Origin of the sequence: Psychrobacter sp. Ps3, assembly GCF_022129275.1 — a bacterium.
Lineage (GTDB): Bacteria > Pseudomonadota > Gammaproteobacteria > Pseudomonadales > Moraxellaceae > Psychrobacter > Psychrobacter submarinus.
The window spans coordinates 19587-33714 of the sequence record NZ_JADQAL010000009.1 but is presented as its reverse complement, the minus strand read 5'-3'; the positions used below and the strand labels follow the sequence as shown (position 1 = coordinate 33714).

Here is a 14128-nt window from a genome sequence, read left to right as displayed (position 1 = left end):
TACAAGCTCATAAGGACAGAGGGCAAATTATTTGATCATCGGTAGATTTAGACCATATTCTTTAGCCGTCTTAATCGCCAGCTCGTAACCCGCGTCCGCATGACGCATCACTCCTGAACCGCAGTCGTTGACCAGTACCCGTGACAAGCGTTTGGCTGCGGCATCTGTGCCGTCAGCGACAATCACCATACCTGAATGCTGCGAGTAGCCCATGCCGACACCGCCGCCATGATGTAGTGATACCCACGTTGCGCCGCCTGCCACGTTCAGCATAGCGTTGAGTAGCGCCCAATCAGAGACCGCATCCGTGCCATCTTTCATGCTTTCAGTCTCACGGTTAGGGCTAGCGACTGAGCCGGTATCTAAGTGATCACGGCCGATGACGATAGGGCCTTTGAGCTCGCCGTTTTTGACCATCTCATTAAACGCCAGACCCGCTTTGTCGCGCTCACCAAGGCCAAGCCAACAGATCCGCGCCGGCAAGCCTTGAAAGTGAATGCGCTCTTTTGCCATATCAAGCCAGCGATGTACATGGGTGTTCTCGGGGAATAGCTCTTTGATTTTCTGATCGGTTTTGTAGATGTCCTCAGGATCTCCTGAGAGCGCCACCCAGCGGAATGGGCCTTTGCCTTGGCAAAACAGCGGACGAATATAAGCAGGGACAAAACCGGGGAAATTAAAGGCATCTTTGACGCCTTCATCAAACGCCACCTGGCGGATATTGTTACCGTAGTCAGTCGCTGGAATACCCATCGCTTGTAGATCTAAAATCGCTTGGACGTGTACCGCACAAGACTCAGCAGCGGCTTTGGTCAGAGCTTGGTGTTGACTTGGGTCTTCTTGCGCCGCCTTCCATTCTGCAACCGTCCAGCCGCTTGGCAAGTAGCCATTTATTAAATCATGCGCTGAGGTTTGGTCAGTGACTAGATCAGGTTGTATCTCGCCGTCTTTGGCGCGCTTAACTATCTCGGGTAAAATATCGGCGGCATTGCCGAGTAGGGCGATAGAAATGGCTTCGCCTGCGGCGGTGTGTTGCTTGATCAGCTCGTAGGCATGGTCGAGATCGTCCGCTTGCTTATCGACGTAACCGGTACGCAAACGAAAATCAATGCTCGACTGTTGGCACTCAATATTCAAAGAGGTTGCGCCAGCAAAAGTCGCCGCTAGTGGCTGTGCGCCGCCCATGCCGCCAAGTCCAGCAGTCAAGATCCAGCGTCCGCTCCAGTCACCATCATAATGCTGACGACCTGCCTCGACAAAGGTCTCGTAAGTGCCCTGTACAATGCCTTGAGTCCCGATGTAGATCCAGCTCCCCGCTGTCATCTGCCCATACATAAATAAGTCTTTACGATCGAGCTCGTTAAAGTGCTCCCATGTCGCCCAGCGCGGTACTAGGTTTGAGTTGGCAATCAAGACGCGCGGCGCGTCTTCATGAGTTTGAAATACGCCCACCGGTTTGCCGGATTGCACCAACAGCGTTTGGTTATCTTCAAGCTCTTTGAGAGATTCTAATATCTGATCATAGCTCTCCCAATTGCGCGCCGCGCGGCCGATACCGCCATAAACGACTAAGCTCTTTGGGTTTTCGGCGACATCGGGATGTAAGTTATTTTGTAGCATACGAAACGGCGCTTCGGTCAGCCAGCTTTTACAGTGCAGCTCGCTACCAGTAGGCGCAGCGATTTCACGGCTGTCATCACGGCGAGTAAAGGTAGACTCTTGAGGGGCTAATGGAGTAGTCATCATCATTCCTTATGATTATCTAAAAAGCAGTTTCGGTATTAGTAAATAATTACGCCATACATATTCGTATGGAAAAGTTGTATATACAAATTATCAATAATCGAATCGGCTTGCAAGTACTTTTTATCATTATTGACTCTGTCAAAATCGTATAATGATGGTTATAGTAAGGCTCATAATCTCATAAGAATGTTTTCTCAGTGCAGGCTGATGCCCTGTAACGACAGGGCGAAGCAATAGGTATAATTGAAATGACTACCAAAAATAGTAAAAAAAGTCCGGCGTATCAGCGTATTAAGACAGCAATTCTGCATAACATTCATAGCGGTAAATGGCAGGCAGGAGAGGCGATATCGACCGAGATGGCGCTCGCAGAAGAGTTTGGGGTGTCGCGTATGACGGTCAACCGGGCGTTAAAAGAGCTCAGTGAAGATCGGGTATTAGAGCGCCGCCAAGGCTCTGGCACCTTTGTGGCGCAGCAGCAGTTTAATCATACCTTTGTCGAGGTGCGTAATATCGCTGAGGATCTAAAGTCCGCCAATCGCGATTATCAAGCGCAAGTGGTGAGCACGCGAAGTCTTACCCAAGAAACTTTAGCAAACGAGTTGCCTAAAGAAGTGTACGATAGGTTTAGCGATATCCTAGTAAAGTCTAAGCAAAGTAATAGCGCTCAGTTAGCAAAAGAGGATCTGCCAGAAGCACTAGTATACGAGGTGAAAATTATCCATTTGGCTGATGGACTACCAATACAGTTCGAAGAGCGCTGGGTTGACGCGCAGCAGTTGCCTGATTTTATAGAGCAAGATTTTAGGGTCGTGAATACTAGCGACTATCTGATTGAGCAGACTCCATTAGAGCGAGGTAGCTATACTATTCAAGCGCTAGCGGCGCCTAAAGATATCGCTCAAGCTCTACAAATAGCGCCTAATTCGCCAACTTTAATGCTCCAGCGCCAGACTTATTCAGCGGGTAAGGTGCTAACGGTGGTAAAGATGTGGCATGCCGGCGAGCGCTATCAGTTTGCAGGGGAGCTATGATTAGTGATGATTGTTATTTTAGTCCGTCATCAAACGCTTATCGCTATTATCAAGTTTAAAGAGGCTAAGCTAAAAAAAGCATACAATTGACGTACTATAATATCTGCGCTGTTGTTGACATAAGCTACTAGGGCGTGTCCCTAATTCAAGCGTTTATGACTAAATGGGCTAAAAATGGCTAAATCTTTGGCAAACGGTGTCAAATAGCTGGTCAATATCTTGATATTACCTTCGCTATTTTCCTTGTTTGCCTGCGATTTATCTCATTTTCATCACCATTTTTGAAATAGGGACACGCCCTAATATGAATTGGCGTATTAAATCCAAACCATAAAAAGAGAGTAACAATGTCGAATCAAGGTGAGATGAATTACGAAGTTATTGATAATAAAGACAAAAAACGTTTTGAAATTCATATCGATGATCAAATCGCTTTAGAGGATTACGAATTCTTTACCACCTCTCAAGGCGAGAAGGGTATTGAGTATAAGCATACTGAAGTGCCTGATGCGCTTGGTGGCCAAGGTATCGCAGGCTACTTAGTCAAATATATCTTAGACGATGCAGCGGCTAAAGGTTTACGGGTCAAACCCACTTGTCCTTATGTAAAGTCCTATATCGACAAGCATCCAGAATACCAAGCCAATTCGGTATTTCATGACGCAACAGCTTAAGGTATTAAGCTAAGGTATCAAGGTACTAACTTAAGCTGCTAAGCCGATATAGATAGTACGATAGCAATAGCCAACAAAGAAGCCATGACGAATCATGGCTTCTTTTCTTGTTGCAATCATAAAAGCGGTCAAAAATAGCGCTTCTGCGAGATATCAAGCTTTGATGTGTTTTAAGTTATAAGTGCCAAAAGTTATGTGTGTTTATGTGTGTTGAAGATACTGAAACTGCATTATTAATTGCGCTACTAATATATATAGTAGCTAAGCAATTAGTATAGGGCTTATATAGTAATAATGAACATTTGACAAGTGGCTTTGGTAAAACCATACAAAAAGCAACGCAATGACACATATCTTTAGCAGGTTCGGCATTTATTTTTTCTAGTTTTTGCTAAAATTAGTGTCTTAATCTATTAGGTATGCTTAATAAAGCGTGCATTTACATGAATGCAAATCTCTGTGCTTAGCTCGTTTCACTTGACCTAACTGCACTTAACTGATTTGTACTTAAACGGTTTGACTTAATTAGTCTGTACTCAATAAAAGGATGATCCAATATGGCCTCACAATTTTTAAAACAAGCCAATCGCGCTGTCGCTATCGCCGCTATCATTGGTCTTGGTGTACTTAGCACAGTTGGACACGCTGCAACTTATGAGCTTGATCCCAAGCACACTGCGGTACGCTTTAGCGTAGATCACTTCGGTACTTCTACCAATGCAGGCGGTTTCTACGATTTGTCAGGTATCCTTGAGTACGCGCCTGAAGCACAAAAGGGCTTCGTTGGCATTACTATTCCTATGGGCAGCTTAAGCACAGGACTCAAAGCCTTTGATAATCATCTAAAATCTGAAGATTTTTTTAATGTCAAAGAATATCCAACGGCATATTTCAAATCTACCAACTGGCAGTTTGATGGTGATAAAGTCAAAACAGTCACCGGCGATCTGACCTTACTAGGGGAGACGCATCCGGTAACTTTGACAGCCACTAAGTTCAATTGCTACGACAGCCCAACATTAGGCGTCGAGGCTTGCGGTGGTGATTTTGAAACCACTATCGACAGAACCAAATGGGGTATCGATACCTACACAGACGGCGGTGTCATGAAAAACGTCAAGCTAGTGGTGCAGGTTGAGGGCAGCAAAAAAGCTGATCTCAAATAGCCGCTTTTAAGTGCTAACTTAGTTTGTCAGCTAACTTTTGATTGAGTAAGGGAGGTTCTCTAGATAGAATCTCCCTTACTTTTTTGAAATAAACAATAATAAGGCGGTTAACATGGGACAGTTTGAAGACATGTCGATGTTTGTACGTGTTGTCGAAGCAGGTAGTATCACCAAAGCCGCTGAGCAATTAAATATCGCTAAGTCAGCGGTAAGTCGGCGCCTAAAAGATTTAGAGACGCGCTTAGGTAATCAGCTTATCAGCCGAACCACGCGTCAATCTAATCTGACTGAGGCTGGCGAGCAGTACTATCAGCGAGCGTGCAGTATATTGAACGAAGTTGACGCGCTCAACGAGCAGACCAGCGGCGCGCCTACGCGTATCGAAGGTACACTGAAGATGACCGCGCCGTTGACTTTTGGTTTGATGCATCTTAGCGGTGTAATTGATGATTTTGCCAATCAGCATCCCGGCTTGTGCTTTGAGCTGGACTTCTCTGATCGTCATGTAGATCTGGTCGAAGAGGGCTTTGAGTTGGCCATTCGTATTAGAGAATTGCAAGACTCTACACATCAAGCCAAGCGTTTAGCGCTGATTCGTTACGCTCTGTGCGCGAGTCCTGATTATCTAAAAAAAATGGGCACGCCAAAAACTTTAGAAGATCTCAAGGAGCATCAGTTTTTGCAGTATGGCCTTGGCAAAGATAGCAGAATAGCGCTAACGGACGCCGAAGGTAAAACGCATACAGTCGCTACTCAATCAAAAATAAAAGCCAATAACGGCGACTTTTTACTCGATATGGCAGTAAAGGGTCAAGGTATTGCTTTTTTGCCTACTTTTATTACCTATAAGACCTTGGCAAGCGGTGATTTGGTATCTTTGCTTGAGGACTATCAACTGCCGACCTTAAATGCTTATGCTGTCTATCCAAAAAATCGATTTTTGTCGCAGCGCTGCCGCTACTTAATTGACTTTATTGCTGAGCGTTTGGGTGATGATCCTTACTGGGATAACCCTCTATAAGTGCGGATAAGTGATAAGCAAAAGCAAGCAGACCTTAGTAGTATGTGAAAGCGGGTATAAAGCGTAAACCATTACCGCAAGAGCGCCTAAAAGCGGCGCGTGAGGCAGCTGAAGCATTTCGAGAGCGCTTTATGGATGAGCCGGAAGTGGTCTACTATCAAAGTGTCAATCTGGTTCGGGTGCCTTATCCGACATGGTACGCCTACAGCGGCGTCTACACGCAAAGCACTTATAAGTTCCCTTATCTACATATTTTGAATCGTCTGTTCATCGTGCAGTTCCATAATGCTCTAGGCGAGCTTAAGACTTTATTGTTCTCGCCTTCTGATATCGAGGCGGATCGTGAGACTCCTTTTTTAAGCGCTTAACGAATAAAGTGCCAGATTGGTCGCCACTTGAGAGTGTGGTTGCCCCTATTTTTCGTAATGTGACTCAAGCTCTAGATGAGATCGGTCTGACGCCAGAAGATGTCGATTACATCAGCTACGACCACTTGCATACGCAAGATGTGCGACAATGGCTCGGCAGTAAAACCGCCCATGAGGACAGAGCCGCTTATTTTCCCAATGCCAAACTGCTCGTTCACGAAAAAGAGTGGCAAAGCGCGCAAGGTTTATTGCCTCTGCAAGCTGAATGGTATTGCCCTAATGGTATCATGGCAAATATCATCCGCTTACAGATGCGTTTCTTCCCCGTCAGCTGGGTCAACTGGATAGGTCATAAAACCGTGGCTTTTTTGCTCAAAAAATAATAAGGTAGAGCCTTTTTTAGTCTAGCGAATATAGCCCATGATGACCTTGCCTGCTATTAATGAGATCTGTGCTCGCGATCCTGATGAGCCTAACCGCGCCTCAACGACGCTTGAGCTGTTGTTCGATTTGGTTTATGTGATAGCCGTTGCTGCCGCTGCAAGTGGCTTGCACGAGCGTTTGCTCGCACATGATTTTTCAGGGTTTTTAACCTTTATCATTGCCTTTTTTATCTTGTGGAATGCTTGGACAAGCTTTACTTGGTTTGCCTCAGGCTATGATCCCGATGATTGGTATTATCGGCTCTCAGTGATGCTGCAGATGTTTGGCTCTCAAATGAAGAGACCGTTAAAAGGACGTTAGAACCTGGCAAGTATACAGATTTTGTGCTGCTATCCGATGATTACTTTTCCGTTCCTGAAGAAAAAATTAAAGAAATCGAATCCGTGCTAACCATTGTCGATGGCAAGCCGGTATATGGGGCTAAGGAGTATAAAAAGTATGACCCTAGACTTCCTACAGTCATTCCAGACTGGTTTCATGTAAAGCACTACGGCGGATTCAAAAATACTACCTCTAAATAGTTTTATCTTTGAAGCTAACAGCCGATCTATAAGTAGATCGGTTTTTTTATGTCGCTAAGAATTGACTAAATAGATCTGAATAGACCCTAAAGAATACTGGCTAGGTCAACGAAATGGCATACTAGCCCTTCACATTGCTGGATTATTTCTATAAAATACCGACCGTGTGGTTTCTTTGGGGGCTGCATTCTATTATTTATTGCTTATCCATTTCACTCAATCAAGCGTGTACGCTGGATTTAACACAGGTGTCTTAGCTATGAGTCCTACCATCATTGCTTACGGTTATCTCGCCATCGCTATCATTTGTGAAGTGGTTGGCACGACCTTTTTGGTCAAGTCAGAGCAATTTACCCGTTTGGTGCCGACCTTGATTATGGGCGTGCTTTATGCCATCTCGTTTTATTTATTGACCCAGGCCATCAAGACCATACCACTTGGCATCGCCTATGCGCTGTGGGGTGGTTTGGGGATTGTGCTGACCTCACTAGTCGGGGTGTTCTTTTTTAAGCAAAGTCTTGATACCGCGGCGGTGGTCGGTATTGCGATGATCGTCGGTGGTGTGGTGGTGATGAACGTATTGTCAAACTCGGTGGTGCACTGACAAGTAGGTAAAAATGAACATGGACACAAAAATGGAAACGAAAAACGCGCATAAACGTAAAAAACAGCCAGAGCTGGTGCGGCGGGCGCTGCTCGATGAGGCAGCACGTATCACGCTAGAGCAGGGCTTGTCTAAAGTGACCTTTCAAGCGGTGGCAGATGCCGTCGGCGTGACCAAAGGCGGAGTGATGCATCATTTTGCTACCAAGGACGCGCTTATCTTAGAGGTATTTTATGATGCGATGGCCAAGTTTGAGGCAGAAGTCAATGCTGCCATGGCAAAGGATCCGGTCAGCTACGGCTCGTTTACCCGCGCTTATATCGACGCCACCATCAGCTTAGGCGAAAAAGGGCAGGCCGAGTTTAATAGCCAAGCGACTTTGTATGTATTGATGCTAGGAGACCGGATGCTACGCGAACGCTGGGCTGAGTGGTCAAATGAGCAGCTAAAAAAATATGCCGCTACCGACAATAGCGAAACGCTATGTATGGTACGTCTGGTCGCCGATGGTATTTGGCTCTCTGACTTTTCGGGTATCGATATCTCGGACAAGGCCTCAATACGTGAGCGCTTGATAAATATGACGCAGCAAGACTTTGATAAACCGTTTTGATAAATGACTTTGACCAATAACTTGATAAACAGCTTTGGTCAATAACACGCACATAGAAAATTTTATCTTTAACCTATGACGGCATGATTGACTGAACGCTTTTTTATAAATTCTCAGTCGCCTTAAGGAAAACTTATGACAACTACTCAGACAAACGTAAATAATTTACAAGATATTATTGATTTAACACAAACGCAGACCGCTTATATTAACGGTCGCTATCTGGCGGTCGATGATTCTTCAACGACTTTTGACGATATCAACCCAGCGACAGGTGAAGTGCTGGCGAGCATTCAGCAAACCACTGCCGAGCAAATCGATGAAGCGGTAAAAGCGGCGCAACAAGGGCAAAAAGTGTGGGCGGCAATGACCGCAGTTGAGCGTGGCCGTATTTTGTCAAAGGCAGTTGCGATATTGCGCGAGCGTAATGATGTACTGGCATTGCTTGAAACCAAAGACACCGGCAAAGCGCTGTCTGAGACTAAGTATGTCGATGTCGTCACAGGTGCCGATGTTGTTGAATACTATGCAGGGCTTGCGCCCATGATTGAGGGTCGTCAGATTCCACTGCGTGACACGAGCTTTGTCTATACGCGCCGTGAGCCACTCGGCGTCGTCGCTGGTATCGGCGCATGGAACTATCCGATTCAGATCGCGATGTGGAAGGCTGCGCCAGCGTTGGCTGCAGGTAACGCGATGATTTTTAAACCCTCAGAAGTCACGCCACTGACGGCACTGAAACTGGCGGAAATCTTTACTGAGGCGGGCATGCCAGATGGCGTCTTTAACGTCGTACAAGGCGACTACCAAGTCGGCGAAGCATTAACTCAGCATCCTGATATTGCCAAAGTCTCGTTTACAGGCGGCGTGCCAACGGGCAAAAAAGTCATGGCAAGCGCGGCATCATCGTCTCTCAAAGACGTGACATTAGAGCTGGGTGGTAAGTCGCCATTGATTATCTTTGACGATGCCGATATCGATATGGCAGCGGATATCGCCATGATGGCGAACTTCTATAGTACCGGTCAGGTCTGTACCAATGGCACGCGTGTATTTATCCCAAAAGCGCTACAAGCTAAGTTTGAAGAAGCGATCTTGACGCGGGTCAAACGTATCAAACTCGGCGATCCGATGGATGAAGATATCAATATGGGACCACTAGTGAGCTTCCCGCATATGGAGCGTGTGCTTGGCTATATCGAGCAAGGTAAAGCGGGTGGCGCGCGTCTATTGGCGGGCGGTGAGCGAGTGACGACAGACGAGCTGGCTAAAGGCGCGTATGTCGCGCCAACGGTGTTTACCGATTGCACCGATGACATGGCTATCGTGCGTGAAGAAATCTTTGGCCCTGTGATGTCGATATTGACTTATGAGACTGAGGAAGAAGTCATTCGCCGTGCCAATGATACCGAGTATGGCTTGGCGGCAGGGGTGGTAACCAAAGATCTAACCCGCGCTCATCGCGTCATCGGGCAGATAGAGGCGGGTATCTGCTGGCTAAATACTTGGGGCGAGTCGCCTGCGCAAATGCCAGTTGGCGGTTATAAGCATTCAGGTATCGGCCGCGAAAATGGCATCGAAGCCCTTGAGCATTATACGCAGACCAAATCTATCCAAGTCGAGCTGGGTAAGTTTGAGTCGGTATTTTAATGGTTTATTAACTGCCTGTTTTTTAACTATCTGTTTTAACCACCTGTTTTAACCACTTGTTTTAATGTACAAAGAAAGTTGTCGTTAGTAAGCACGTCATGTAGGTAAATACGCCGGCATGATGTGAGCTTACTGATGACATGACGTATTTTTACTATTATGGAGCGTTTTATGACATCAACCACACCTGAATATGACTACATCATTGTCGGTGCAGGCTCAGCCGGAAACGTGCTGGCCACGCGCTTGACCGAAGATGCCAACATTAAGGTGTTGCTATTAGAAGCTGGTCGACCTGATTATCGACTAGACTTTCGTACGCAGATGCCAGCGGCGCTCGCGATGCCGCTACAAGGCACTACGTATAACTGGGGCTACAAAACCGATCCTGAGCCATATATGAATAACCGCGTCATGGACTGTGGCCGCGGTAAAGGGCTGGGCGGTTCATCCCTCATCAATGGCATGTGCTACATCCGTGGTAATGCGCTCGATTTTGACGACTGGGCCAAAATCAAGGGCTTAGAAGACTGGACGTATCTCGACTGCTTGCCGTACTTTAAAAAATCAGAGAACTGCGACGCAGGCGAAAACGACTATCATGGCGTCGGTGGTCCGGTAGAAATGACCACCTCAAAACCTGGGGTCAATCCGCTGTTTGAAGCGATGATTGAAGCGGGCGTGCAGGCAGGCTATCCGCGTACAGAGGATCTAAACGGCTATCAGCAAGAAGGCTTTGGGCCAATGGATCGTTTTGTCACGCCTAATGGTCGCCGCGCATCAACGGCTCGCGGGTATCTCGACCGTGCCAAGCCGCGTGACAATATCACGATTTTGACCGGTGCCTTGACCGATGTGATTTTATTCGATGGTAAGCGCGCGGTCGGCGTTAAAGTTGAGCATCAAGGTCAAACCAAAAAATTCTATGCCGCTCGTGAAGTGATCGTCTCATCGGGTGCTATCGCTTCGCCGCAATTATTGCAGCGCTCTGGTATTGCCCCTGGTCAGTGGCTCAAAGACTTGGGTATTAATGAGGTTTTAGAGCTGCCGGGTGTCGGTAATAATCTACAAGACCATTTAGAGCTGTATATGCAGTACGAATGTAAGCTACCCGTGTCGATTGCCCCTGCCAATAAATGGTGGAATAAACCTGCGATTGGTGCTGAGTGGTTGTTTAATGGTACTGGTCTTGGCGCGTCCAATCAGTTCGAGGGTGGCGGCTTTATCCGTACTGATGAGAAATTTACGCACCCCAATATCCAGTATCACTTCTTGCCATTAGCGGTGCGTTACGATGGTCGTAGTGCGGTGAAATCGCACAGCTTCCAAGCGCATGTGGGCTCATTACGATCACCGAGTCGTGGCCGCGTCAAGCTCACCTCAAAAGACCCAAATGCGCATCCAAGTATTTTATTTAATTATATGTCGCACGAGCAGGACTGGCAAGAGTTCCGCGCGGCGATGCGTATCACTCGCGAGATTATGCATCAGCCAGCGCTTGACCCATATCGCGGCCGTGCTATCGCGCCGACCGATGATCTGGTGACCGATGCGCAGTTGGATGAGTATGTCCGCAATCATAGCGAGACCGCTTATCATCCGTCGTGTACCTGTGCGATGGGTGAGGGTAATGATTCGGTGGTCAATGGTGAAGGGCTGGTACACGGTATCGATGGTCTGCGTGTCGTTGATGCGTCGATTATGCCAAATATCATTAGTGGTAACTTAAATGCTACCACCATTATGCTGGCCGAAAAAATCGTTGATAAGATGCGCGGCAAGCAATTACCACGCTCGACGGCGGATTATTATGTCGCCAATGGCGCATCACTTCGAGCCGAGCCGATGCGTGCTTATCATACGACTGTATAAATAAACGTGCCAGCGAGTAGGCACGATATAAGGATAATATAACGTCAATTTCAAATAAAAGGCCTTTCAAAGTAAAGGTCTTTTTTATCAGCGTCAATCCGTTTGTGCTGGCAATAAACGAGAAAAACTTGTTCCTAGCTATAGGTTCTCAATTTTTATTTGACTATAGCGTAATCGTTATTCCTGTTTATATTGCTGGTTTTTGAGGTCTTGCTAAGGAGTCTGCGAATTGCTTAGCAAGTTTTATTGATTGGTACTGCTTTGTGCATCCTGCGCTTATATAGATAACGTGGTAATTCTGCACTATGTTATGACGGACAAAGCACTATCAGATCCTGTTTCATTTACCTATTGAGGTCTTTTATGTACAGTTCGCCATCAGAAGATGCGACGAAACCCTTGAGCCTAAATAAAGCGGTTTTTTTAGGCTCTGCGATTATTTCTATTTTATTGATTATTTGGACGATTGCCTTGCCAGATTATAGTGAGGCATTATTAAGCGCGAGCATGGCGTGGGTATCAGAGAGTTTTGGCTGGTATTACATGCTGGTGGTGGCTGCTTATAGTATTTTTGCTTTGTTTGTGGGCTTTTCAAAATACGGCGATATCAAGCTGGGACAAGACCACGAAAAAGCGCAGTTTCCCTTTTTGGCGTGGGCAGCGATGCTATTTTCGGCCGGTATTGGTATCGATTTATTGTTTTTTGGTGCCTCTGAACCGTTGATGCATTATCTCACGCCGCATACGGGGCTAGAGCCTGCCAGTGCCGAAGCGATGCGCCAAGCGTTATCTCAGACTTTTTTGCATTGGGGTCTGCATGGTTGGGGTATTTATGCGCTGATTGGTATGGCGCTAGCGTACTTTGCCTATCGCAAAAACATGCCACTGGCGCTACGCTCACCGCTGACGCCTATCTTTGGCGAGCGCCTAGTCAAAGGCTGGCTCGGTGATGGCATTGATACCTTTGGCGTGGTCTGTACCTTGATGGGGATTGCCACCAGCTTAGGCATCGGGGTGTTGCAGGCCAACGCGGGTTTGACCCATGTCTTCGGTATCGAGTCGAGCAAGATGGTGCAGAGCTTGATCATCTTAGGCGTAGTAGCTGCTGCCGCTATCTCTGCCATGACCGGTGTAGAGCGAGGGGTACGCCGTCTATCTGAATTCAATATGCTCTCGTCAATATTGCTATTAATCGCGATATTGGTGATGGGCAATACGGTGTACTTGCTCAATACCTTTACCCAAAGTATCGGTCAGTATTTCCAAACCATCGTTTTCAAAACATTCGACGTCTATGCCTATGACGGCAGCGCTGGTGCCGATTGGAAATCAGGCTGGACGATATTTTTCTGGGCATGGTGGGTGGCTTGGGCACCCTTTGTCGGCTTATTTATTGCGCGTATCAGCCGTGGTCGTACCTTGCGTGAGTTTGTCTTTGGTGTGATGTTTATCCCGCTGGGGTTTATCTTTGCTTGGTTTTCTATCTTTGGCAATTCAGCGATAGACTTAGTCGCCAATGGTGCGACAGAGCTTGGTGAAATCGCTATTAATGACGCGGCGATGGGCATGTTTGCCTTGTTTGAGTACTTCCCTTTTAGTGATGTTTTATCATTCGCTGGCGTGGTCATCGGGCTTATTTTCTTTGTGACTTCAGCGGACTCTGGTGCACTAGTACTGGCCAATCTCAGCTCAAAAGGTATGACCAATGATACTGATGCGCCGGTTTGGCTGCGCCTATTTTGGGCAGCGGCGACCGGTCTTATCACTTTAGGTTTGCTGTTCGCAGGCGGCTTTGCTTCGTTGCAGTCAGTGTCTGTCATCGCAGGTTTGCCATTTTCGCTGATTTTGGTGCTTTATATGATGTCGATGTGGCGCAGCCTAAAAGAAGAGGGCAATAAGCGTAAAGCCAGTACGGTTGGCACCGCAAACGTACTTGATAGCGGTAAGAGCTGGAAAGCGCGTCTGCAGCGTATCGTTAGCTTCCCAAGCCATACGCAAGTCGAGCGGTTTTTACAAAACATCGTCAAACCTGCCATGAGTGATGTCGAAAAAGAGCTAAGAACTGGCGGTCTAAAGACGTCATTGGATGTGCGAAATCTGGCCAATATCGGTGACGATCTCGATGCAGGTCTAGACGATGACAATGGTCAAATAGATGGTATCAAGCTGCGCGTCGGTCATGGCGATGAAGATGACTTTATTTATGAGGTCAATCTCATCAAAGCTGAACGTCCGAATTTTACCTTAAACACCTCAACCAAGCATGCTGAGTTTTACTACCGTGCTGAGGTGTTTTTAAGCGATGGCTCGCAGGAGTACGACTTGGTAGGCTACACCAAAGAGCAGGTGCTGGTCGATATTCTGCATCAGTATGAGCGCCATTTGCAGTATTTACATTTAGAGCGTTAATTCTTA

At 46.8% G+C, this 14128-nt stretch carries 14 protein-coding genes; 13 read left to right on the top strand and 1 reads right to left on the bottom strand.

Features of this window, described 5'->3' with window-relative positions; translation table 11 throughout:
• Positions 1 to 27: 27 nt before the first annotated feature.
• Entirely contained in the window at positions 28 to 1743 is a 1716-nt protein-coding gene (gene hutU / locus I3248_RS04600; protein ID WP_238062702.1) for a urocanate hydratase, read from the bottom strand.
• A 251-nt stretch (positions 1744 to 1994) separates the two neighbouring features.
• Between hutU and I3248_RS04595 the strand changes: the two genes are divergently transcribed.
• The 13 genes from I3248_RS04595 to betT all read left to right on the top strand — a co-directional run bounded on the left by I3248_RS04595 (position 1995) and on the right by betT (position 14122).
• Positions 1995 to 2780: a UTRA domain-containing protein gene (locus I3248_RS04595; RefSeq protein ID WP_238062701.1), complete on the top strand. Its 786-nt coding sequence runs from the start codon at positions 1995 to 1997 to the stop codon at positions 2778 to 2780.
• 347 nt (positions 2781 to 3127) lie between these two features.
• Positions 3128 to 3454 carry a GNAT family N-acetyltransferase gene (locus I3248_RS04590; RefSeq protein WP_238062700.1) on the top strand — a complete coding sequence of 109 codons (327 nt, stop codon included), beginning with the start codon at positions 3128 to 3130 and terminating at the stop codon, positions 3452 to 3454.
• A 557-nt stretch (positions 3455 to 4011) separates the two neighbouring features.
• Positions 4012 to 4620, top strand: a complete 609-nt coding sequence (locus I3248_RS04585) for a YceI family protein (RefSeq protein ID WP_238062699.1) — start codon at positions 4012 to 4014, stop codon at positions 4618 to 4620.
• Between the two features lie 112 nt (positions 4621 to 4732).
• Complete coding sequence (locus I3248_RS04580; protein WP_238062698.1) at positions 4733 to 5641, top strand: LysR family transcriptional regulator; 909 nt, start codon at positions 4733 to 4735, stop codon at positions 5639 to 5641.
• A 44-nt stretch (positions 5642 to 5685) separates the two neighbouring features.
• Complete coding sequence (locus I3248_RS04575) at positions 5686 to 6009, top strand: hypothetical protein (RefSeq protein WP_238062697.1); 324 nt, start codon at positions 5686 to 5688, stop codon at positions 6007 to 6009.
• A gap of 8 nt (positions 6010 to 6017) precedes the next feature.
• On the top strand, positions 6018 to 6392 hold the full coding sequence (locus I3248_RS04570; protein ID WP_238062696.1) for a hypothetical protein: 375 nt from the start codon (positions 6018 to 6020) through the stop codon (positions 6390 to 6392).
• Between the two features lie 37 nt (positions 6393 to 6429).
• Positions 6430 to 6753 carry a low temperature requirement protein A gene (locus tag I3248_RS04565; protein ID WP_238062695.1) on the top strand — a complete coding sequence of 108 codons (324 nt, stop codon included), beginning with the start codon at positions 6430 to 6432 and terminating at the stop codon, positions 6751 to 6753.
• 23 nt (positions 6754 to 6776) lie between these two features.
• The gene (locus I3248_RS04560) at positions 6777 to 6974 is read left to right on the top strand and encodes a hypothetical protein (protein ID WP_238062694.1); all 198 of its coding nucleotides are present in this window, start codon (positions 6777 to 6779) and stop codon (positions 6972 to 6974) included.
• A 259-nt stretch (positions 6975 to 7233) separates the two neighbouring features.
• Positions 7234 to 7578, top strand: a complete 345-nt coding sequence (locus I3248_RS04555) for a multidrug efflux SMR transporter (protein ID WP_198336581.1) — start codon at positions 7234 to 7236, stop codon at positions 7576 to 7578.
• Between the two features lie 31 nt (positions 7579 to 7609).
• The gene (locus I3248_RS04550; RefSeq protein ID WP_238062693.1) at positions 7610 to 8191 is read left to right on the top strand and encodes a TetR/AcrR family transcriptional regulator; all 582 of its coding nucleotides are present in this window, start codon (positions 7610 to 7612) and stop codon (positions 8189 to 8191) included.
• A 135-nt stretch (positions 8192 to 8326) separates the two neighbouring features.
• On the top strand, positions 8327 to 9841 hold the full coding sequence (gene betB / locus I3248_RS04545) for a betaine-aldehyde dehydrogenase (protein WP_238062692.1): 1515 nt from the start codon (positions 8327 to 8329) through the stop codon (positions 9839 to 9841).
• 171 nt (positions 9842 to 10012) lie between these two features.
• On the top strand, positions 10013 to 11713 hold the full coding sequence (gene betA / locus I3248_RS04540; RefSeq protein WP_238062691.1) for a choline dehydrogenase: 1701 nt from the start codon (positions 10013 to 10015) through the stop codon (positions 11711 to 11713).
• Between the two features lie 363 nt (positions 11714 to 12076).
• On the top strand, positions 12077 to 14122 hold the full coding sequence (betT, locus tag I3248_RS04535; RefSeq protein WP_238062690.1) for a choline BCCT transporter BetT: 2046 nt from the start codon (positions 12077 to 12079) through the stop codon (positions 14120 to 14122).
• Positions 14123 to 14128: the final 6 nt, after the last annotated feature.